The organism is Actinomadura rubrisoli (genome assembly GCF_004349215.1).
In the GTDB taxonomy this organism is placed as follows: domain Bacteria; phylum Actinomycetota; class Actinomycetes; order Streptosporangiales; family Streptosporangiaceae; genus Spirillospora; species Spirillospora rubrisoli.
The window spans coordinates 1-21,433 of the sequence record NZ_SMKU01000161.1; the positions used below are offsets into that span (position 1 = coordinate 1).

18 protein-coding genes are annotated in these 21,433 nt (G+C 71.7%); 11 read left to right on the forward strand and 7 right to left on the reverse strand.

The features are described 5' to 3' along the window. On the forward strand, positions 1–266 hold a 266-nt coding region (locus E1298_RS26570; RefSeq protein WP_424923142.1), incomplete at its 5' end, for an ATP-binding protein. A 321-nt stretch (positions 267–587) separates the two neighbouring features. On the opposite strand, the gene arfB is transcribed toward E1298_RS26570, so the two are convergent. Then, a complete protein-coding gene (gene arfB / locus E1298_RS26575) occupies positions 588–1,013 on the reverse strand; it encodes an alternative ribosome rescue aminoacyl-tRNA hydrolase ArfB (protein WP_131897908.1) in 426 nt (141 codons plus the stop codon). 93 nt (positions 1,014–1,106) lie between these two features. Between arfB and E1298_RS26580 the strand changes: the two genes are divergently transcribed. After that, the gene (locus tag E1298_RS26580) at positions 1,107–1,928 is read left to right on the forward strand and encodes an oxygenase MpaB family protein (protein ID WP_131897910.1); all 822 of its coding nucleotides are present in this window, start codon (positions 1,107–1,109) and stop codon (positions 1,926–1,928) included. A 131-nt stretch (positions 1,929–2,059) separates the two neighbouring features. Here the strand turns inward: E1298_RS26580 and E1298_RS26585 are convergent, their stop codons facing one another. The 5 genes from E1298_RS26585 to E1298_RS26605 all read right to left on the reverse strand — a co-directional run bounded on the left by E1298_RS26585 (position 2,060) and on the right by E1298_RS26605 (position 7,533). Then, positions 2,060–3,103: a S1C family serine protease gene (locus E1298_RS26585; protein WP_243725829.1), complete on the reverse strand. Its 1,044-nt coding sequence runs from the start codon at positions 3,101–3,103 to the stop codon at positions 2,060–2,062. A gap of 256 nt (positions 3,104–3,359) precedes the next feature. After that, entirely contained in the window at positions 3,360–4,829 is a 1,470-nt protein-coding gene (locus tag E1298_RS26590; protein ID WP_131897912.1) for a sensor histidine kinase, read from the reverse strand. Next, complete coding sequence (locus tag E1298_RS26595; protein ID WP_243725830.1) at positions 4,829–5,563, reverse strand: response regulator transcription factor; 735 nt, start codon at positions 5,561–5,563, stop codon at positions 4,829–4,831. Before E1298_RS26595 ends, E1298_RS26590 begins: the two co-directional genes overlap by 1 nt. Positions 5,564–5,673: 110 nt before the next feature. Next, positions 5,674–6,225, reverse strand: coding sequence for a peptide deformylase (def, locus tag E1298_RS26600; protein WP_131897916.1), 552 nt, complete (start codon positions 6,223–6,225; stop codon positions 5,674–5,676). Between the two features lie 270 nt (positions 6,226–6,495). Continuing rightward, positions 6,496–7,533, reverse strand: coding sequence for a DivIVA domain-containing protein (locus E1298_RS26605; protein WP_131897918.1), 1,038 nt, complete (start codon positions 7,531–7,533; stop codon positions 6,496–6,498). Positions 7,534–7,851: 318 nt separating this feature from the next. On the opposite strand from E1298_RS26605, the gene E1298_RS26610 reads away from it, so the two are divergent. The 5 genes from E1298_RS26610 to E1298_RS26630 all read left to right on the forward strand — a co-directional run bounded on the left by E1298_RS26610 (position 7,852) and on the right by E1298_RS26630 (position 15,235). Continuing rightward, positions 7,852–8,373, forward strand: a complete 522-nt coding sequence (locus E1298_RS26610; RefSeq protein ID WP_131897920.1) for a gamma carbonic anhydrase family protein — start codon at positions 7,852–7,854, stop codon at positions 8,371–8,373. Between the two features lie 101 nt (positions 8,374–8,474). Then, a complete protein-coding gene (locus E1298_RS26615; RefSeq protein ID WP_131897922.1) occupies positions 8,475–12,710 on the forward strand; it encodes an AAA family ATPase in 4,236 nt (1,411 codons plus the stop codon). 166 nt (positions 12,711–12,876) lie between these two features. Next, positions 12,877–13,059 carry a hypothetical protein gene (locus E1298_RS26620; protein ID WP_131897924.1) on the forward strand — a complete coding sequence of 61 codons (183 nt, stop codon included), beginning with the start codon at positions 12,877–12,879 and terminating at the stop codon, positions 13,057–13,059. Between the two features lie 398 nt (positions 13,060–13,457). Then, entirely contained in the window at positions 13,458–14,075 is a 618-nt protein-coding gene (locus E1298_RS26625) for a DUF47 domain-containing protein (protein ID WP_131897926.1), read from the forward strand. Continuing rightward, on the forward strand, positions 14,072–15,235 hold the full coding sequence (locus tag E1298_RS26630) for an inorganic phosphate transporter (protein WP_481726139.1): 1,164 nt from the start codon (positions 14,072–14,074) through the stop codon (positions 15,233–15,235). The genes E1298_RS26625 and E1298_RS26630 overlap by 4 nt, the downstream gene beginning before the upstream one ends. A gap of 54 nt (positions 15,236–15,289) precedes the next feature. On the opposite strand, the gene E1298_RS26635 is transcribed toward E1298_RS26630, so the two are convergent. Continuing rightward, on the reverse strand, positions 15,290–16,969 hold the full coding sequence (locus E1298_RS26635; RefSeq protein ID WP_131897928.1) for a bifunctional metallophosphatase/5'-nucleotidase: 1,680 nt from the start codon (positions 16,967–16,969) through the stop codon (positions 15,290–15,292). A gap of 110 nt (positions 16,970–17,079) precedes the next feature. On the opposite strand from E1298_RS26635, the gene mshD reads away from it, so the two are divergent. The 4 genes from mshD to pstA all read left to right on the forward strand — a co-directional run. Further along, complete coding sequence (mshD, locus tag E1298_RS26640) at positions 17,080–17,937, forward strand: mycothiol synthase (RefSeq protein ID WP_131897930.1); 858 nt, start codon at positions 17,080–17,082, stop codon at positions 17,935–17,937. A gap of 397 nt (positions 17,938–18,334) precedes the next feature. Further along, a complete protein-coding gene (gene pstS, locus E1298_RS26645; RefSeq protein ID WP_131897932.1) occupies positions 18,335–19,441 on the forward strand; it encodes a phosphate ABC transporter substrate-binding protein PstS in 1,107 nt (368 codons plus the stop codon). Positions 19,442–19,533: 92 nt separating this feature from the next. Beyond that, complete coding sequence (gene pstC, locus E1298_RS26650) at positions 19,534–20,514, forward strand: phosphate ABC transporter permease subunit PstC (RefSeq protein ID WP_243725831.1); 981 nt, start codon at positions 19,534–19,536, stop codon at positions 20,512–20,514. After that, on the forward strand, positions 20,511–21,433 hold a 923-nt coding region (gene pstA / locus E1298_RS26655; protein ID WP_243725832.1), incomplete at its 3' end, for a phosphate ABC transporter permease PstA. The genes pstC and pstA, both read left to right, overlap by 4 nt.

The following is a 21,433-nucleotide window of genomic DNA, read 5'->3' on the forward strand; positions in this document are numbered from 1 at the left end:
GGCGGCGGGGGGTGATCAAGGTTTATGTCGGGCTCGGGGACGGTGAGGTCGTGCTCGCGGTGTGGGACGGGAGCGCAGCGCGGCCGGTGGCGCGGCACGTCGACTTGTCGCTGGAGACCTTGGATCTGCGTGAGGAGCACTTCGACGACAACGGTGGGCGGGGGCTGTCCATCGTGGAGAAGCTGAGCGCGCGGCGCTGGGTGGATGCCACCTGGCCGGCGGGCAAGTGGGTGTGCGCGGCCATCAAGTGGGGTGTCGGGGCGTGAGGCGCTGCTTGCTGTGGTGGCGGACGCGCAGAGGGCGGGCGACGGCGGTCCGGAGTCTGGACGCGCTTGTTGGGGCGCTAGAGCCGAAAGGGTGGCGGTTCATCCGGCTCTACCGGATGGCGGGATTCACGGTGCCCCTGCTTTGGGTCTATGCCCGTGGAGTCGAGGACGTGGGGGTCGTGCTGAGCGTGCGAGCCGTTCCCGGGGGGACGTGGGCCTACTGCGAAGGCCGGCGATATCTGCATCCCTGCGGGGACGTGGGGGCGGCGGCCGAACACGTGGATCGGCTTTTGAAGCACCGGTTGTTTCCGGGGACGTTCGCTAGTCCCAGCGGTGGGAGCGTTGGCGCTTGACGGCGGAGCGGCGCTTCTTGTTCTCCAGGCGGCGTTCGTTGAGGCCGCGGGGGATCTTCTTGGGGATGCGCTTCTTGGGTGGCGGGGCGGTGGCCTCGGCTAGGAGCGCGGCCAAGCGCGCGCGGGCGGCGTCGCGGTTGCGGAGTTGGGAGCGGTACTCCTCGGCGCGGATGGTCAGGACGCCGCGGACGAGGCGTCCCGACAGGCGTTCCAGGGCGTGCGACTTGAAGGGCTCGGGGAGCGAGGGGGAGGCGGCGACGTCGAAGGACAGTTCGGCGGCGGTCGCGCTGGTGTTGACGTGCTGTCCGCCCGGGCCCGAGGAGCGGGAGAAGCGCCAGTTGAGCTCGGTCTCCGGGATGGAGATCGAGCCGCGCACGTGGATCTGGTCGGACATGCCCTTGATTATCCCCGTCCGGCGCTGAGCATGTCGTCGGCTTTACGTGCCGGGGGTGGTGGACGATGCAAGTGGTTACTTACACTGGTCGGCATGACCGATGGACTGTTCCAGGACGACGACCTCATCCGCGTCATCACGCGCGAGGGTGCCCTCATCGCGGCGGGCGGGGCCGCGTCCCTGCTCCAGACCGCGCATCCCAAGGTCGCCCAGGGCGTCTACGACCACAGCTACACGGCGGAGGACCCGCTGCGGCGCCTGCGCAACACCATGGGGTGGCTCTACGCGGTGCAGTTCGGGACGCGGGAGGAGGCCGAGACCTTCAGCGCCCTCGTCCGGAAGGGGCACGACAAGGTCACCGGGCCCGGGTACGAGGCGAACGATCCCGAGCTTCAGGTGTGGGTCGCGGCCACGCTGTTCGCGGTGGGGGCGCAGTTCTACCAGCTGCTGTTCCGGCGGACGCTCGACGAGGCGGAGCTGGAGGAGTTCTACCAGCAGGCGAAGATCTACGCGACGATCCTCGGGTGCCCGGAGGAGCGGATGCCGCGGGACTATCCGCTGTTCCGGGAGTACTACGCGGGCATGATCCAGAGCCTGGAGATCACGGACGCGTCGCGGGCCATCGCGGAGCAGGTGCTGCATCCGCGGCTGCCGGGAGGTCGCGCGGCGGCGCCCGGGCTGATGGCGATCCGGCTGATCACGGCCGGGCTGATGCCGGCGCCCATCCGCGAGCAGTACGGGTGGCGGTGGGACGCGGCGCGGGAGCGGCGGTTCCGGCTGCTCGTCGGGGCGCTGGCGGTGGTGTATCCGCGGCTCCCGCTGCGGGTGCGGACCCTGCCGCGCGAGTACTACATGTTCACGACCCGCAAGATGCTGGCCAAGGTGCGCAAGCGCCGCCTGGCCGTTCCGGCGTGAAGCGGCCGCGTGCCCCCGAGGGGATACGCGGCCGCTCACGAGGTCCTCCCCGGCCCGGGAAAGACCCCCTGCACCGGAGGCGCCGCCCAGCCGCCCGCTCCCCCCAGAGCATGGCGGACGGCCGCCCCCGGTCAGACAGAGGCGCTCTTGATGATCTTGTCGGCGGCCTTCTTCGCCTGGTTGGACGGGATGGCGAAGCCGACGCCGATGTTGCCCGAGCCGCCCGAGGTGGCGATGGCGGTGTTGACGCCGATGACCTGGCCCGCCGCGTTGACCAGGGCGCCTCCGGAGTTGCCCGGGTTGATGGCGGCATCGGTCTGGATGGCGTTCTTGATGACCGTCTGCTGCTGCTGGGACAGCTGCTCGCGCAGGCCGGGCGGGAGCTGCTGGTCGCCGCCCGAGTCGCCCTCCTTGATCTCGCGGCCCAGCGCGCTGACGATGCCCGAGGTCACCGAGCCGTCCAGGCCCAGCGGGCTGCCCACGGCGAGGACCTGGTCGCCCACGGCCAGGGCGCCGCTGTTGCCGAGCGTGGCGGGCTTGAGGCCGGTCACCCCCTCCGCCTTGATCACGGCGATGTCGTTCGCGGTGTCGGCGCCGAGCACCCGTGCCGGCGCCGTCCTGCCGTCGCTGAGCTTCACCGAGATCTGGTCGGCGCCGGAGACCACGTGCGCGTTCGTCATGATCAGGCCGTCCGAGCGCAGGACGACGCCCGAGCCGCCGCCGGTGCCCTGCCGCTGCCGGGTCTGGATCGACACCACGCTCGGCTGGACGGCCGCGGCGACCTGGGCGGTCGCGCCCTTGGCCGAGGCGCCGGAGACGGCCGTCGGGCTGGAGTAGACGGTGTTGTCACTGGCCAGGGCCATCGCCACGGACGCTCCCACGCCACCGGCCCCGACCGCCAACGCCAGGGCGGCGCCCGCGGCGACGATCTTCCGCCGCGCCGTCCACATCCGGCCCGAGCGGAACGGGCCCGGAGCGCCCGCGGACGGCATGGGCGGGCCAGGTGGCATGGGCGGGCCGGGCGGCATGGGCGGGCCGAACATTCCGTCCGGGTTCGTCTGGCCTGTCGGGTTGTTCGCCCACGGCTGGCCAGGCGGCGGGACGAAATCCGGTCGCTGTGGCTCGTACGGTCGCGGTTGCCAGGGCTGCTGTGGCTCGGAACGGTCGGCGCTCATGTGATCCCCTTATCGTCTTCCTCACCCATGAGCTTGCGTCCCGGGCCTGCATCCCGCCTGGACCGAACCTGAAAGTGTGCTGAACGCCCGTCCGGCATGAAAAACCGTGGCCGAGGGGGCGTGCGCCCCCCTCGGCCACGGTGCCGGGAAAGTTGGCCAGGGCGCACACCCCCGGCCCCCGTCGGGGTCAGGCGGCGCCCTGTGCCTCACATACAAGCCCACGGACCTGAACGGATCCTGGAGGCGTCCAGGGAGTTCACTCGGTGTCGAGGGGCAGGACGACCCGGAACACGGCGCCCTCGCCGGGCGTGGAGTCGGCCTCGACCAGGCCGTCGTGCGCGGCGACCAGGGCGGCGACGATCGCGAGGCCGAGGCCGGTGCCGCCGTCCTCGCGGGAGCGGGACTCGTCGGCGCGGTAGAAGCGCTCGAAGACGCGTTCCGCCTGCTCAGGGGAGAGGCCGGGGCCCTCGTCGGCGACCTCGGCGACCGCGGCCGGGGCGCCTCGGAGCGTGCCGGGGGACAGCCGGACCTCGACCGGCGTCCCGCCCGGGGTGTGCGCGATCGCGTTGCTCAGCAGGTTGCCGAACACCTGCCGCAGGCGCGGCTCGTCCCCCCGCACCTGGTACGCCGTCCCGCCTTCGACGGACAGGTCGATCTCACGGTCCGGTGCGAGGACCCTGGCCTCCTGGACGGAGTCGGCGGCGACGGCGAGCAGGTCCACGGGCCGCCGCTCGATCGGGCGCTGCCGGTCGAGCCGGGCGAGCAGCAGGAGGTCCTCGACCAGCAGGCCCATCCGGGACGCGGTCTCCTCGATGCGGCCGAGCAGCCGTCCGCTCTCCTCGGGGGTGCGGGCGGCGCCCTGCCGGTAGTACTCGGCGAAGCCGCGGATGGCGGTCAGCGGCGTGCGCAACTCGTGGCTCGCGTCGGCGACGAACCGGCGCATGCGCTCCTCCGAGCGCAGCGCCGTCTCCTCCGACCGGCGGGCCGCGGCCTCCGACTCGGCGCGGGCGCCGAACGCCGCCTCGATCTGCGCGAGCATGGCGTTCAGGGAGCGGCCGAGCCGTCCGACCTCGGTCGCCGGATCGCCCTCGGGCACGCGGCGAGACAGGTCCCCGGCGGCGATCGCCCCGGCGGTCGTCTCGATGGCCGACAGCGGGCGCAGGCTCGCCCGGACGACCCACACGCCGAGGACGACCAGGACCGCGAGGACCAGCAGGCCCACGATCACGTCGATGGCGATGAGCCGCCCGACGGTGCGGTCGATCTCGTCCAAGCTGAGAGCGAGCAGGAGGACGCCGCCGCCCGGGATCGGCTCGGCGAACACGCGCCAGGACGTGCCGGACCCGCCGCTGCCCGACACCGTGAACGGCCGGTTCAGCCGGTTGTTCAGGTTCGCCGGGAGCCGGGGGGAGCCGGGCACGAGCTGCGGGGCGTCCTGGTTGATCGGACGGCCCGAACCGTCGCGGATCTGCAGGTACATGTCGCTCGGGTAGCGCACGCTGATCCGGGGCTGGTCCAGTTGCGGGATCACCGCCAGCACCGTCCGGTGCACCGAGGCGCGCAGCTGGTCGTCGGCGCGTCCGACCAGGTACGACCGCAGCACCGAGACCCCGGCGGCGCCCATCAGCGCCATCCCGAGGGTGACCAGGACGAGCATGGCGGCCACCAGCTTGACCCGCAGCGGCACCCGGCTCCACGGGGGCGCGGACCGCCAGGCCGCGGCCATCAGCCCGATGCCGGGGGCTCGCGCAGGACGTAGCCGACGCCGCGCAGCGTGTGGATGAGCCGCGGCTCGGCGTTGTCGACCTTGCGGCGCAGCGCGGACACGTACGACTCGACGATCCCCGCGTCGCCCCGGAAGTCGTAGTTCCACACGTGGTCGAGGATCTGGGCCTTGGACAGCACCCGTCCCGCGTTGGCCATGAAGTAGCGCAGCAGCTTGAACTCGGTCGGCGACAGCTGGATCGCCTTGCCGTTCCGCCACACCTCGTGGCTGTCCTCGTCCAACTCGATGTCCGCGAACACCATCCGCGGCGGCGGCTCGGACACCCCGCCCTGGAACCGCCGCAGGACGGCCCGGATGCGGGCGATGACCTCCTCCAGGCTGAACGGCTTGGTGACGTAGTCGTCGCCGCCGATCGTCAGCCCCTTGATGCGGTCCTGCACCGCGTCCCGCGCCGTCAGGAACAGCACCGGCGTGTGGTCGCCGCCGGACCGCAGGCGCCGCGCGACGTCGAACCCGTCGATGTCGGGCAGCATCACGTCCAGGACGATCAGGTCGGGCCGGTGCCGCCGCGCGGCCCGCACGGCGTCGGCGCCGTTGGTGGCGGTGAGCACCTCGAAGCCGGTGAAGCGCAGGCTCCCGGCGAGCAACTCCAGGATGTTCGGCTCGTCCTCGACGACGAGCAGCGTCGCCTCGGCGGTCCTGCCGACGTGCGGCGTCCGTTCAGCCAATGACACGGTCCCCTCCCCCATCATCAGAAGAGATTCCCATCCGAACCTGGAAGCATCCTGAACGCACGCCGAGAATCGGCCGAGCGCCGCGTCAGAGGCCGGTGCCCGGGGGCAGGTCAGCGGCCGAGGGCGCGGATGGCGCGCATCGCCTCGCGGCGCGTGTCACCGGAGAGGACGTCGATGTAGACGTCGCCGTTCAGGTGGCCGCACTCGTGCTGGAGGCAGCGGGCGAAGTAGCCGGTGCCCTCCACGCGGACGGGCCTGCCCTTGACGTCCACGCCCTCGACGACGGCGCGGGCGCGGCGCGGGGTCGGGAAGTTCAGGCCCGGGACGGACAGGCAGCCCTCGGGCGCGACCAGCAGTTCGCCGTCGGCGGCCACCAGCACCGGGTTGATCACGTGTCCGACGTGCCTGCGGTCCTGGTCGTCATTGCAGTCGTACACGAACGCCCGCAGGCCGACGCCGACCTGGTTGGCGGCCACGCCGGCGCCGTCCTCGTCGTACATGGTGGCGAACATGTCGTCGATCAGGCGTTCCAGCGAGGCGTCGAAGGTCCGCACCGGGTCGCACCCGGTGCGCAGGACGGGGTCGCCGAGGAGCCTGATCGGGCGGGAGGTCCCGCGCCGCTCGCCCCTGCGCTCGTCGCGCGCAGCCGTCTTCTTGCTCACCCCGAAATCCTAGTCCAGCGCCCGCCGCAGTGACCTCGGCGTCAGGCGTTCTAGCGCCAGACGCCGAGGTCGCTGCAATGAGCTGCGATGGTAGTTGCCGCAAGCGTCAACGACCTCGGCGTTGCGATCGCGTGCGAAGCCAGGTTCGAGCGAAGCGAGAACCTGATCGCGCAGCGAGCCGCTAGGCGAGCCGGAGCGATGCAGCGATCGCCGCAGTGCCCGCCGAAGGAAGGCGCGCTAGCGCCTGACGCCAAGGGCACTGCAATAAATTCAGCGTGGGATCGGACCGGTGGACGGGCCGCTGGACGGGCCGAGCCCGGTGCTCGGGCTGGCGGGGCCGGATTGCGCGGACGGGCTCGACGTGCTGGGTCCGTCGTCGGAGTCGTCCACCGGAACCGGACGTGGGGCCTTGGCCTGCGGCGGGACCGCGGGCGACGGGGAGTCGGGCGCGCTCGGCTCCGGCTCGGGCTTCTTGATGGACGGGGCGCTCGGTGGCGCGGATGCGGCCGGGGTCGGCTTGGCGACCGCCGGGACGGGCTTGGCGCCGGTCGCGGTGGACGAGGAGGCCGGGGCGGGCTGCGCCGGCGGGGGCTGCTTGCGCGGCGGGGCCTGCCGGACGGCGTCCTCGACCATCTTCTCCAGCGGGCCCGCCTCGTTCTCGGCGGTCAGCAGCCGGTGCAGGGTCTCACTGATCTCGGTGAGGCGCTGCAGTGCCTGGGTGTGGTTCTTGGTGAGCGAGGTCAGCCGCTGCGTCGCGCCCTCGTTGATCACGCTGGCGCGGCGCTCGGACGCGGTGAGGGTGCGCTCGGCCTCCAGCCGGGCGCCGGTCACCGTCTGCTCGGCCTCCTGCTTGGCGGCCGACAGGACGCTGTCGGACTCCTTCTTGGCCGAGGCGAGCACGTGCTCGGCCTTCTCCTGGGCCTGGGCGAGGTTCTTGTCGGCGTGGCCCCGGGCGTCGTCCACGATCCGCTTGGACTCCTGCTCGGCGTCCTTGCGGATCTCGGCGCCCTTGGCCTCGGCCTCGGCGAGCTTGTCGCGGGCCTCGTCCTCGGCGAGGTTGATGATCTGGCGGAGCCGGTCGCTCAGGTCGTCGCCGGTGGGCTTGCGCGCCTCCCGGACCTCGGCCATCTCGCGGCGGATGCGCTCGGCGTCGTCCTGGGCCCGGGCGAGCCGCGCCTCAAGCTCGCGGTGCTTCTGCTGGGCGCGGGCGATGTAATCGTCGACCTGGCGGCGGTTGTAGCCGCGCATGACGATCTCGAAGGACTCTTCTTGGAGGAGGTTCGGCAGGATTTCGGCTTCGTTGCTCATGATGCCTTGGGGGGTCGTTGGCGGGGGTCATCACCCCGTCAGGGTCGGTTGTGATCCTCACGCGCCTGTGAGCGGGCCCACATTAGAAACGTCAGGTTCGACTCTTGTCCGGTCCACCCCATTCGCGCAACCGGAACGCTCTTCTCGCTGCCGTTTCTTAACCTGGGTAGGTCCGACAAACTATCCAATTTGCGGAGAATTCGCGCTCAGCTGAGCGTCGTGTCGTCGGATCGAGGTGTGCCGGCGTGCGGACGGAGGGTAGCGGATCGGACCACCCGCCCGCCGGAGACGCGCCGGGCGGGTTCTAGGCTCGGTCGCATGAGCTACGTGGGTTCGTTGGGTGAGGTCCGGCCGGAGATCCATCCCGAGGCGTGGATCGCGCCGGGCGCGGTCGTCGTCGGCCGGGTGAGGGTGGGGCGCGCGTCCAGCGTCTGGTACGGCTCGGTGCTGCGCGGCGAGGACGAGGACATCGTGGTCGGTGACGAGTGCAACATCCAGGATCTCGGCTGCCTGCACTCCGACCCGGGGATGCCCGCCGTCCTGGAGGACCGCGTCAGCCTCGGCCACAAGGCGATGGTGCACGGCGCTCATGTGGAGACGGGCTCGCTGATCGGGATCGGCGCGATCGTCCTGAACGGTGCGCGCATCGGCTCGGGGACTCTGATCGCGGCGGGCGCGCTGGTGCCGCCGGGGAAGAAGATCCCGTCCGGGGTCCTCGTGGCCGGGACGCCGGGGAAGGTCGTCCGGGAGCTCCGGGACGACGATCGCCTGGTGCTGGAGCACACGCCGACGGTGTACATGGCGAAGGCGCGCCAGCACCGCGACGCCGTCTGGGACTGAGCGGGACCGTGCTCGGCTCAGACGATTGATAGTCCTCTGACCTGCGAGGACGGGTCTTCGGCGGCGGTGAGGGGAGCCCAGGGGGCCCTCGTCTGACTACCATGACCAACGTGGTGTGGGGACCGGGCTATGGCAGTGCTCAGCCGCCCAGCCCCCAGATGGGGCAGGATCCGTTCGCGGAGGCGGAGCGCGACACGAGGGCGATGGTGGCCGCCGCATGGTGGCCGTCGGCGCCTCCACAGCAGCGCCAGCACGCCATCGGCGGACGCATGCTCGTGCTGCCCGACGGAACGTGGTGGCTGTTCGGCGCGTGGGCCCGCTGGTATCGGCTGCACCCGTCCGACGGGCAGTGGTACCTGTGCCCGCCGCCCCGCACGCCCGCCGTCCGGATAGCCGCCCGGCCCGCGCAGAACGCGGGGCAGGTGCCCGCGTTGCCGCCGCACGTCGTCCCCGCGGGTCCCGACTTCTCGTTCGACCCGCCCTCCGGGCTTCCGTTCGTCGGGCATGGTTTCGCCACCGACCTGACCGCGCAGGTCCGCGCGACCGTGGAGTCCGCCGCCGCGCTGCCCGCGCCGGAGTACCCGCACTGGTGGTCGCAGTTCACGCAGGAGACGCCGTCCACCGTGGCGGTCGCCTGGGGCGTGATGCTGTGGTGCGCGTCCGCGCCGGCGTTCGACGCGCGGCTCGACGCGCAGATGCTCGACCTCTGGAAGCCGTACCGCGCCAAGCCCCTCCCGGACGTGGACGGCCCGCGCTGGCTCACGCCGCCCGCGCTGGAGACGCTCGTCGGGCTCTACTCGGAGCGCCTGCGCGCCAGCAGGGTGGACGCGGCGGTGGTCGTGCTCCGGACGATGTGGGCCGTCGCCAGCGCCCTTCGCGACGACCCCCGGTTCCAGATCCGGGCGGACGCGCTTCTCGCCATCCTCGGCAGCACGCTCAGCAACCCGACCGTCGACTATGGGGCGCTGCCCTACGGCGACCAGGCACTCGTCCAGCAGTGGCTGACGCGCTGCCCGCCCAACCTGGTGCCCGCGCTGCGGAACGAGAGCTCGCCCGGCGACAACTTCCGGCACGCGTTCTACACGCTGAGCGAGGCCATCGCCGACCTGTCCGGCGACCCCGCCGACCCCGCCTACGTCGAGCCGCGCCTGGTGGCCGCCGCGCTGCTCGCCGCCGATCTGGACGTGGTCCGCAAGGACATGGCGGGCTCGATCGTCCCCTGGCTGGATCCGGAGATCCGCTACACGGTGCAGGCGGTGTCCGAGCAGAAGGGCCATCCGCTGCGTCGGCTGTGGCCGATCGACATGCGCCTGCCGGAGCCCCTGCGGTCGGCCGCCGGATCGGGACCGGGAGCCGAGACGCTCCTCGCCGCGATGTACGAGGTGGACCTGGCCTGGTGCCGCCTCGGAGGCATGCCCGCGCGCCCCCGCGGCTTCCCCGTCCCGACCGCGATCATCGCCGGGATCATCGGACGCAACCGCGCGCGCGCCACGGCCGCCACCCCGACGCACACGCCACCGCCGAATCCGGCTCCCCCTCAGGCGTCCCCGTTCGGGATGCAGAGCCAGCCCGGTCTCGCGCCCGGTGCGTTCCCGCAGCCCCAGGGGATGTCCGCCGAACCCGACCGGCCGTTCGTCCAGCCGCCTGCCCAGCCCGGCTGGGAGAACGCGCCAGGACCGGCGGGGCAGATGCACAACCAGATGCCCGGCCAGATGCCGCACGCCGGGCAGCAGGCCGCGTTCGCGCCTCCGGACCCGGCGCTGGGCGGTCAGGTGCCCGCCGAGGAGGACAAGGACGAGGGGAACGTCGCGCCGCCGTACACGGAGCTGGGCTTCCAGCGCCCCGGCGCCGCGCCCCCCATGCCGAACGCCGTCCCGAACCCGATGGCGAACGCGGTTCCCAACCCGATGCACAGCCCGCAGGGCCCGCCCGGTCCGATGCCGGATCAGGGGGCCGCTGCTCAGCAGGGCGCTGCAGCCGCGTTCGGTATGCCCGCTGCGCAACCCCCGTCCCCCTACGGGACGCCTGAGCAGAGCCCGTCCCCGTACGGCGTGCCGGACCAGCCGCAGCCATCCTATCCGGCGCCTGATCAGGGCCCGCAGAACCCTTACGCGGCTCCCGGCCAGGCGCAGCCGTCTTACAACCCGCCGGAGCCGCAGCCGGGCGGCCTCTCTCCGGAGGAGGAGAAGCAGGACGACGTCTTCGCGCCGCCTTACACCCAGCTCGGCTATCAGCGGCCGGGCGCCGGCCCTCCCGCGCAAGGGCTCCCGCCGGGGGCCGGGGTGCCCGGTGCTCCCGGTCCGCAGGCCATGCCCGGCGGCCCACCGCCCGCCGACCCCAACCAGCAGCCGCTGCAACAGCCGCAACCGCAGCAACAGCCGCCGCCGCAACCTCACCAGGCGCCTGCCGCGTTCGACCCCTACGCCACCCGCGTGGAAGACCCGGCGGGTGCCCCGCAGGGCGCCGCGATGATGCAGCCCGGCCAGCCCGTTCCACCGGCGCCGCAGGGCGGTCCGCCCGGTACCCGCGTGCTGGGGCCGGACGACCTGGGCGGCGACGCCGCGTCCGGTGGTCCCCCGGGGCCGGGGACGCAGGTCATGTCCGAGACGATGGTCGGCGGCTTCGACTTCCTGGACGACACCCCGTCGCCGGAGCGGCCCGTCCACGAGATCCCGCCGCCGGAGGACCGCAGCCAGCGGCAGACCCTGGAGCGGTTCGGCATCGGCTTCGTCTCCGGCGAGCACGACGCGGGCGCGCTGCTGGACGAGCTGCACGCGCAGGTCGTGGAGTGGAACGCACCGGCGGGGGCGGGCGCCGAGGAGACCCGGGTGGACGGGGCGCCGAGCTCGATCCGCGCCGGGGTGCCCGGCGTGCTGCTGGTCGGGGACCCGCACTCGGGGCAGCGCCGCCTGGCCCGGATGATCGCCCTGACGCTCGCGGACGCGGGGCTGGGCGACGGCGCGATCCGCGCGCACGACGCCGAGGACGTCCGGGACGCGCCGGCCGAGCGGATGTCGCAGGTGCTGGCGCAGCCCGGCCCGGCGATCCTGTTCGAGCGGCTGGACGTGGCGGTCACCGGCGCGCTCGACCCGGTGGCGGTCACCGGGGCCGTGCGGCGGGCGCGCCGCGACCCGGTCAACACGACCCCGCTGATCGCGACGTGCGAGCCCCGGGCGTACAAGCGGCTTCTGCAGGACCATCCGAAGCTCGTCCAGGTGTTCCGCGTCCACCGGATGCCCGACCTGACCGATCTCGACAACCGGATGACGCTGCTGCACCTGCTGGCGGACGAGCGGCGCGTCACGATCGGCGCCGCGGCGCTGGAGTTCGTCCGCGCGGACCTGGAGCGGCTGCGGGGGCCCGGCGACCTGGTCAACGCGCGCCTGGTCGAGACCTACCTCGACCAGGCGTGCCAGCGGCATCTGGAGCGCGCCGGCGCGTCCCGCGACCGGCTCGTGCTGACCCCGGACGACCTGTCGGGCGTCGCCGAGGGCATCGAGCCGGCGCTGCGCCCGCCGGGCGACATCGACGGCTACCTGCGGCAGCTCGACCAGCTCATGGGGCTGGAGGAGGTGAAGGCGACCGTCCGGGAGCTGGCGGAGGAGGCCGGGCTCGCGGCGGACCGCGCGCGGTACGGGGTGGCCGCGGACGAGGGCCGGCACCTGATCTTCACGGGGCCGCCCGGCACGGGCAAGACGACCGTGGCCGGGCTGATCGGCGGCATCTACGCGGCGCTCGGGCTGCTGGAGTCGGGGCACGTGGTGGCGTGCCGCCCGGTGCACCTGGCCGGGCGCGACCAGGTCGACACCGAGAGCCGGGTCGCGAGCATGGTCGACCAGGCGCTCGGCGGCGTGCTGCTGATCCAGGAGGCGTACCGGCTCGACCGGAGCCCGGACGTGGTGCGCGAGCTGCTGCGCAGCATGCACGAGCGCGGCGCCCGCTTCATGGTGATCTGTTCGAGCGTGGGGCCCGAGATGGAGGGCTTTCTGGCGGGCAATCCCGCGTTCCGGCGCGAGTTCGGCCGCGTCGTGGAGTTCGCCGGGATGAGCGAACGCGATATGGTCCAGCTCTTCCAGGGCTACGCCGAGCGCGATCTCTACATGCTGGACGAGGAACTGCGCGTCGAGTTGCTGGCCCGCTTCGGGAGGATGCGCGAGGACCCGCGGTTCGCCTACGCCCGGACCGTCCGGGCCCTGTTCGAGCAGACGGTGGCGCGGCAGGCCGCGCGGCTGGCGGGCGTCGACGTCAACGCGGCCACCGTGGCCCGGCTGACGGACCGCGACCTGCCCGAATCGGCGCTGGAGCAGATGCTCGGCGACTTCCGTCCGGGCGGCTGACCCGTCCGGCCGTCCCATGAGGGGCGGGACGGCGGCATCATCACCCCCTCACCCGGGAAGACCAGGGATGAGAGTGGCCCTCGAATGGTCCTCTTGTGTCATGTGCCCGCCGGGCCGGAACGCGTAGCCTCGGCCTGGGTGTGGGGAACGAACGGAGGTGGACGCCGTGCGCCAGTATCTCGACCTGCGCGTCCACGACCGTGTTGCGCTGGACGAGATCGAACTCTATGCCGAGATGCTCAGCGCGGTGGCGTCGGCCGAACGGCCGCTGACCGTCGCGGAGATCGACATGGTGCTCGGAGTGCGTTCCGGCGAAGCCGGTCGTCGCGAGCTGACGCCACAGGACTAGCCGAAGCCCGCAGCAGCAGGGCACCGGGGACGCCGATCACGGGCGTCCCCGGTTCGCGTTCGGGGCGACCGCGGCCTGCCCGCACCGCCGGCACCCGCGATCCGTCCCACCTCCCGATCGACGGCGCCCGAACAGTGCCCGTGGCCGCCCTCCGGGACGTTGTAACGAATCTCACTCACGTTCGCCGTCACTCTCCGTAGGACCGACCTCTCCGGTCCGAGAATACGGTCCATCGCCGCAGATAGGGGGCTGTAGCGGGGGCATGTACCTGGTGATCCAGGGCAATCTTGTAGATGAGAGGATGGCGGACACTAGCCGAAGCTAGGGCAAAGGTTCTTTTTACGGCTGGTTGCGCCTACGATCCTCTGCGGACTGTTCCGGCACTTCAGGAGAACGACGTGCGCTTGCGTCTCACGCCGCGTGAGGACAGCTTCTACGACATGTTCGCCGACTCGGCGAACAACCTGGTCACCGGCGCCAGGCTGCTCGTGGAGCTCATCAGCGACGGCGCCGATAGGCCAGCTATCGCGGAGAAGATGCGCGCCTGCGAACACGCGGGCGACGAATGCACTCACGCGATCATGCGCCGTCTGAACGAAACGTTCATCACGCCCTTCGACCGGGAGGACATCTACCGGCTCGCCTCGACGATCGACGACGTGATGGACGAGATGGAGGAGGCCGCGGACCTCGTCGTCCTCTACAAGATCGACGAGTTCCCCAAGGGCATCGTCCACATGGTGGAGGTGCTGGAACGCGCCGCCGAGCTCACCGCCGACGCCATGCCGCGGCTGCGCTCGATGAAGGAGCTCAACGAGTACTGGATCGAGATCAACCGGCTGGAGAACCAGGGCGACCAGGTCTACCGCAAGCTGCTGGCGCACCTGTTCAGCGGCGAGTACGACCCGCTCACGGTGATGAAGATGAAGCAGATCATCGACCGGCTGGAAGACGCGGCCGACGCCTTCGAGCACGTCGCGCACACCGTCGAGACGATCGCGGTCAAGGAATCATGAGCACGCCGGGGGATCCGGGCCCGACGCTCGTCCGGGAACCCACGGCGGGAGTCGAGGCCACCCTCGGCGAGCAGGCCACGCACCGCGTGACGGGCCGGGCCTGGCTCCTGTTGCTGGCCGGGATCTTCCTGGTCATGCTGGCGGGCGCGGTCGGGCTGCGGGCCGACGCGCAGGCGGCGGTGCTCGTCCTGGTCGTCGTGATCGCCCTGGTCTTCGACTACACCAACGGCTTCCACGACGCGGCCAACGCCATCGCCACGGCCGTGTCGACCCGGGCGCTGACGCCGCGCGTGGCGCTGCTGATGGCCGCCGTGATGAACATGCTCGGCGCGCTGCTGGGCGTGGAGGTCGCCAAGACCGTCAGCGAGGTCATCACCCCGCCGGACGGCCTGCACGGCCTGACGGTGATCGCCGCCGGGGTGCTGGGCGCGATCACCTGGAACCTGATCACCTGGTACTTCGGGTTGCCGTCCTCGTCCTCGCACGCCCTGATCGGCGGGGTCGTCGGCGCGGGCCTGGCCTCGTCCTCGTCCATCAACTGGACCAGCGTCGTCGACAAGGTCGCGGTGCCGATGGTGGTCTCGCCGGTGGTCGGCTTCGTGCTGGCCTACCTGGTGATGGTGGCGATCCTGTGGATCTTCCGCCGGTCCCACCCGGGCCGGGTCGGCCGCCGCTTCCGCATCGCGCAGACGATGTCGGCCGCGTCCCTCGCGCTGGGGCACGGCCTGCAGGACGCCCAGAAGACGATGGGCATCATCGTCCTCGCGCTGGTCACCACGGGCCACTCCGACGGCACGTCGGTCCCGACCTGGGTGATCGTCGCCTGCGCCGGCGCGCTGTCGCTCGGCACCTACGCCGGCGGCTGGCGCATCATGCGCACGCTCGGCCGCAAGGTCATCGAGGTCGACCCCCCGAAGGGCTTCGCCGCCGAGGCGACGGCCTCGCTCGTCCTCTACGTCACCGCCTTTTTCTGGCACGCTCCAATTTCCACCACCCACACGATCACCTCGGCCATCATGGGCGTCGGCGCGACCAAGCGGCTGGCGGCGGTGCGCTGGGGGATGGCGGGCAACATCGTCCTCGCGTGGATCCTCACGATGCCGGCCGCCGCCGCCGTGGCCGCCGTCGTCTACGCCCTCGTCCACTTCTTCGGCGCCTAGCCCCGGCCCAACGGCCGGCCGATCCGGGGAATCGGCGGGCCGTTGGGGGTCGGGCTACTTGGCTGAGATGCGGGTCAGGGGCGGGGGCGCGATGGTGGACTGGGCGGCGAAGTAGGCGACGAAGCCGTCCAGGTCGATCGGGCCGAGGACCTGGTCCTTGCCTTGGGTGAAGGTGGAGAAGCCGTCACCGCCGCCGAGCAGGAAGTTGTTCGCCGCGACCTTGTAGGTGGCGGACGGGTCGACCGGCGCGCCGTCGATCGTGATGGCCGAGACGCGGTCGCCGACCGGCCTGGAGCGGTCGATGGTGAAGTGGAGGTTGGCGGAGGGCTGAAGGATCTTCTCGCCCGCCGGGGTCCACTGCTGCTCCAGGAGCGCGTCGATCTGCGCGCCGGTCAGCGAGGTCACGCCCATCACGTTGCTGAACGGCTGGACCTGGAACGCCTCGCCGTAGGTCACCACGCCGTCGCCCTCGGAGCCGCTCGTCCGGTAGACGAGGTCGGCGCGGACGCCGCCGGGGTTCATCACCGCGACCTGCGCGCCCTTGGCCTTCATCGACGCGAGCTGCGCGTCGGCGATGACGTCGCCGAGGGCGGTCTCGCCGGCGGGGGACGGGGCGCGGGTGAGGTCCGCGGTGATCTTGCCGATGGGCTTGTCGGCGATGGCCGAGACGCGGTCCTTCCAGGTCTGGACGAACTTCGCGGTCGCCGGGTCCGGCGGCACGTCGCGCGTCACGACGTGGTTGTCGCCCTTGAGGGACGAGCGGACGACGTCGCCGGTGCGCTTGTTCACCTGGAAGTCGACCTGCGTGATGACGCGGCCGAAGGAGGAGCCCGAGGAGTACAGGCGCGGCTGTCCCTTCGGGTCCTGCACCGAGCAGACGTACTGCTGGTGGGTGTGCCCGGACAGGACGGCGTCGATCTCGGGGTCGGCGTCCTTCGCGATGCGGGTGCCGGCGCCGGGGACGGTGCCGCACTCGTCGGGCCGCGATCCGGCCTTGACCGAGTCGCCCTCGTGGACGAGCAGCACCATCGCCCGGACGCCGCGCCGCTTCAGCTCGCGGGCGGCCCGGTTCGCGGCGGCGACCTCGTCGTCGAAGCGCAGGCCCTTGATGCCGTCGGCGGTGACGATGTTCGGGGTGGTCTTGGTGACGACGCCGATGAAGCCGACCTTGACGCCGTTGACCCGGCGGATCGTCCACGGCTTGAGGATCGGCTTGTTCCGCTTCTCCAGCAGCACGTTGGCGGCGAGGTAGTCGAACTTCGCGCCCCTCCACCTGCCGGCGGGCGAGCAGCCGTCGGTGGGGTGGCAGCCGCCGTTCTGGATGCGCTGCAGCTCCCGGTAGCCCTCGTCGAACTCGTGGTTGCCGACCGCGGAGGCGGTGACGCCCACGTCCCCGAGGAACTGGACGGACGGCTCGTCGTGGTAGGCGGCGGAGATCAGCGGCGAGGCGCCGATCAGGTCGCCCTGCGCGACCGTCAGGGTGTGCCGGCCGGCGAGCCGCTTGAGGTGCGCCGCGACGTAGGCGGCGCCGCCCGCCGGGACGGAGGCGCCGGTCTCGTCGATCGCGGTGCCCGAGCTCCCGGTCGGCGGCTCCAGGTTGCCGTGGAAGTCGTTCAGCGCGAGGAGCCGCACGGACGCGGTGGGCGCGGGCCGGGCGGCGGCGGGCTGCGCGGCCAGGCCCACGACCGTCAGCCCCGCCGTGGCGCAGGCCAGGATGGTGCGTCGTCGAGTCATTCTGTGGACGGTAGGCCAGCGCGGCATACGGACACCGGCGACTCCATGACGGTTGCGTGACGGTTCGGTCAGCGGCGGGACGGGCGCCCCGACCGCATAGGGTGGCGATCATGAGCGGGGTGAGGTCCGAGGTGGCCGAGGTGCTGGTGGGGGCCGAGGCGGCGGCCGCGGCGGATGGAGTGGGGCCGCTGTCGGAGCATGCCGTGCTCGCCCTGCGGGGCGGACGGCCCGGGCTGACGGTCTCCGAGGCCGGCGCGGTCATCGCCTACGCCCACCTTGACCCCGCGACGGACGAGGAGCCCGCGGCGGGGGAGCTGTTCGTCCACCCGGACCATCGGCGGCGCGGCCACGGGCGCGCTCTCCTGCGGGCGTTGCGCGAGAAGGCCGCGGGACCGCTGCGGGTGTGGGCGCATGGCGACCTGCCGGCCGCCGCCCGCCTCGCCGAGGCCGAGGGGATGGTCCGCGTCCGCGCCCTGTTCCAGATGCGCCGTCCGGCCGCTGATCCGCTGCCCGAGCCGCCCGTCGCCGAGGGCGTCCGGATCCGTGCCTTCGAGCCCGGACGGGACGAGGAGTCCTGGCTTGAGGTGAACGGGCGCGCGTTCGCCGACCACCCCGAGCAGGGAGCCTGGACGATCGACGACGTCCGGGCGCGCGAGGCGGAGGACTGGTTCGATCCGGCGGGCTTCTTCCTCGCCGAGCGGGACGGCCGTCTCGCCGGGTTCCACTGGACGAAGGTGCATCCCGGCGGCATCGGCGAGGTCTACGTCGTGGGCGTCGACCCGGACGCCCAGGGCCTCGGGCTCGGCCGCGCGCTCACCCTCGCCGGCCTGCACCATCTGCGCGGCCTCGGCCTCGACCAGATCATGCTCTACGTGGACGGGTCGAACACCGCGGCCGTCCGGCTGTACGAGTCGCTCGGTTTCACCCGCCACGCCGTCGATGTCATGTACGGAACCGAGGGCCGCTGACCGTCCTGGAACGGGCTCCTGGACGGGCCCCTGGGAGGGCTCTGACAGGGTTCTTGGCAGGCGCCCGGCGGAACGGTCCGCTCAGGCCCCCGATCGCCGGGGTGACCTGGGACGGGACCCGAATTCCCCTGTCCCCGGCGTGGTAAACCCTCACGGCCGTGAATCTACGCCAGTTTGGTGGCCGTGAGCTGCGGTGTTAACCCTGTGGACATGGCAAATCGGGGCATTCTTCTTAGCCCTGCCGATCTCAGTTCATCCGTCGTTCACCTGGATCGGGGTGGCTGGTCACCTCGGCTGCTTAGCGTCACATCCGACGGCAACCCCGCCACCTGGTCGAACCGCGCCAGCGTGACGGTCGGGGGACCTGCCCGACGGAAACTAACGAGGAGACCCTCCGGTGAAGAACGGTTCTCGATTTGCCGCCCTGGGCGGTGTGGTCGTCGCGGGGGCGCTGGCCCTGACCGCCTGCGGCAGCGACGACAACACGTCGGGTTCGAGCGCGAGCAGCGCGCCGACCGGCGATATCGACTGCGCGAAGGCGAGCGTCAACGCCGCCGGGTCCAGCGCCCAGAAGAACGCGATCGAGGAATGGACCAAGATCTACGCGGGTAAGTGCGCGGGGGCCAACCTCAACTACAACCCCAGCGGCTCGGGCGCGGGCATCCAGGCGTTCACCTCCGGCCAGGCGTCCTTCGCCGGCTCGGACTCGGCGCTCAAGCCCGAGGAGGCCGGCCCGGCCAAGCAGCGCTGCCAGGGCTCCAACGCCCTCAACCTGCCGATGGTCGTCGGCCCGGTGGCCGTCGTCTACAACGTCAAGGGCGCCGACAGCCTGAAGCTGTCGCCCGAGACGGTCGCCGGGGTCTTCGCAGGGAAGATCAAGACCTGGAACGACCCGGCCATCGCCAAGGAGAACTCCGGCGCCAAGCTGCCCTCCTCGCCGATCAAGCCGATCTACCGCGCGGACGAGTCCGGCACCACCGACAACTTCACCAAGTACCTGAAGGCCACCGCGCCCGACGTGTGGAAGTGGGAGCCGGCCAAGAAGTGGCCGAACCCGACCGGCCAGGGCGCCAACAAGTCCGACGGCGTCACCGGCCAGGTGAAGAGCACCGACGGCGCGATCTCCTACGTCGAGATGTCCTACGCCACGCAGAACAAGCTGCAGACGGCGCAGATCAAGAACGGCGCCGGCGAGTACACCGCGCTGTCCCCCGACAGCGCCTCCAAGGCCGTCGCCGGCGCCAAGATCGTCGGCACCGGCAACGACGTCGCGCTGAAGATCGACTACACGACCAAGGAGGCCGGGGCCTACCCGATCGTCCTGGTGACCTACGAGGTCGCGTGCGAGAAGGGCCTGCCGGCCGAGCAGTCCAAGTTCGTCAAGTCCTTCCTCACCTACACCTCCAGCGCGGACGGCCAGAAGATCCTCACCAGCCTCGGGTACGCGCCGCTGCCGAGCAGCGTGCTGACCAAGGTCCAGGCGTCCGTGAAGGCCCTGTCCTGACATCTGACGACGACCCCAGCAGCCCCGCCGCCGACGATCTTGGTGGCGGGGCCGGTCTGGGTTCCGCCGACGCGAACCGAGGAGGACCCCCCGTGACCAGCGAGACCGGCGTCGAGGCGAGCGCCGGCGCAAGGCATCGCGCCACCGGGCTGCGGATGAGCACCGGGCGCTTCGGAGACAAGATCTTCGTCTCCGCGGCCCGCGGCTCCGGCATCCTGGTGCTGGCGCTCATGGCCGCGATCGCCGTCTTCCTCGTCTGGAAGGCGATCCCGGCGCTCCAGGACAACGAGGCCAACTTCCTGACGAGCGAGACCTGGAACCCCAACGCGACGCCGCCGAAGTTCGGCATCGCGCAGCTGGCGTTCGGGACGATCGTGTCGTCGCTGCTGGCGATGGTGATCGCGACGCCGGTGGCGATCGGGATCGCGCTGTTCATCTCGTTCTACTCGCCGCGGCGGCTGGCGTCCGGCCTCGGCTACGTCGTGGACCTGCTCGCCGCCGTCCCCAGCATCGTGTACGGCCTGTGGGGCCTGGCCTTCCTCTCCAAGCACATGGAGGGGATCAGCTCGTTCCTCAACGGCGCGCTCGGCTGGATCCCGATCTTCGGCGGCGACAGCCCGGGAAAGAACTCGATCTTCACCGCCTCGGTGGTGCTGGCGATCATGATCCTGCCGATCATCTCGTCCATCTCCCGCGAGGTGTTCCTCCAGGTGCCGCAGGCCAACGTGGAGGCCGCGCTCGCGCTCGGCGCGACCCGCTGGGAGATGATCCGGCTGTCGGTGCTGCCCTACGGCAGGTCCGGCATGATCGGCGCCTCGATGCTCGGCCTCGGCCGGGCCATGGGCGAGACGATCGCCGTCGCGATGGTGCTGACGTTCGTGCCCGGCATCAACATCCACCTCCTGGAGAACGGCGGCTCGACGTTCGCCGCCAACATCGCCAACAGCTTCGCCGAGGCCGGCGTCACCGGGCGCGGCGCGCTGATCGCCTCCGGCCTCGTCCTGTTCCTGATCACCCTGGTCGTCAACATGGCGGCGCGCGCGGTCGTCGCGCGGCGCAAGGAGTTCGTGTGACTTCCGCAATCGACACCCCCCCGACGGCGGCCCCGCCGCCCGGTGCGTCGCTCGCCCCGGTCTCGGCCGGACGCAAGATCACCGACCGGTTCGTCCAGGGCCTGGTGTACCTGGCGTTCGCGCTCGCGGTCATCCCTTTGCTGTCGGTTCTTTGGACCGTTGTCAGCAACGGCGTGACGTCGATGAGCGGCAGCTTCTTCAGCCACTCCATGAACGGGGTGAGCGGCCGGGACAGCGGCGGCGGCGCCTACCACGCGATCATCGGCACGCTGGAGCAGGTGGCGATCACCAGTGTGATCGCGGTCCCGATCGCCGTGCTGACCGCCATCTACCTGGTCGAGTACGGCGGCGGCCGGTGGCTGTCCAAGACGATCAGCTTCTTCGTGGACGTGATGACCGGCATCCCCTCGGTCGTCGCCGGCCTGTTCGTGCTCGCGCTGTGGATGCTGACGCTCGGCATCTCCAAGGAGGGCTCGGGGTTCGCGGGATCGCTGGCGCTGGCCATCCTCATGATCCCGACGGTGGTGCGGGCGACGGAGGAGATGCTCAAGCTCGTCCCGAACGACCTGCGCGAGGCGTCCTACGCGCTCGGCGTGCCCCGGTGGCGGACGGTCCTGTTCGTCGTCCTGCCGACGGCCATGACGGGCATCCTCACCGGCGTGATGCTCGCCGTCGCCCGCGTCATGGGCGAGACGGCCCCGCTCCTGCTCGTCATCGGCTTCACCAAGGCGATCAACACCGACCCGTTCGGCGGTCCGCAGGGGACGCTGCCCACCTTCATCTGGGAGCAGGCGAGCGACCCCAACCAGACCGCCATCGACCGGGCCTGGACCGGTGCCCTCACCCTCATCGCGATCATCATGCTGCTCAACCTGGCGGCCCGGCTCGTCGCCCGGCGGAGCTCGGCCACCCGCCGCTG

Coding starts and splice junctions, on each gene's coding strand:
- arfB (WP_131897908.1), bottom strand. CDS start 1,013: ATGTCCGACCAGATCCACGTGCGCGGCTCGATCTCCATCCCGGAGACC.
- E1298_RS26580 (WP_131897910.1), top strand. CDS start 1,107: ATGACCGATGGACTGTTCCAGGACGACGACCTCATCCGCGTCATCACG.
- E1298_RS26585 (WP_243725829.1), bottom strand. CDS start 3,103: ATGAGCGCCGACCGTTCCGAGCCACAGCAGCCCTGGCAACCGCGACCG.
- E1298_RS26590 (WP_131897912.1), bottom strand. CDS start 4,829: ATGGCCGCGGCCTGGCGGTCCGCGCCCCCGTGGAGCCGGGTGCCGCTG.
- E1298_RS26605 (WP_131897918.1), bottom strand. CDS start 7,533: ATGAGCAACGAAGCCGAAATCCTGCCGAACCTCCTCCAAGAAGAGTCC.
- E1298_RS26610 (WP_131897920.1), top strand. CDS start 7,852: ATGAGCTACGTGGGTTCGTTGGGTGAGGTCCGGCCGGAGATCCATCCC.
- E1298_RS26615 (WP_131897922.1), top strand. CDS start 8,475: ATGACCAACGTGGTGTGGGGACCGGGCTATGGCAGTGCTCAGCCGCCC.
- E1298_RS26630 (WP_481726139.1), top strand. CDS start 14,072: ATGAGCACGCCGGGGGATCCGGGCCCGACGCTCGTCCGGGAACCCACG.
- E1298_RS26635 (WP_131897928.1), bottom strand. CDS start 16,969: ATGACTCGACGACGCACCATCCTGGCCTGCGCCACGGCGGGGCTGACG.
- mshD (WP_131897930.1), top strand. CDS start 17,080: ATGAGCGGGGTGAGGTCCGAGGTGGCCGAGGTGCTGGTGGGGGCCGAG.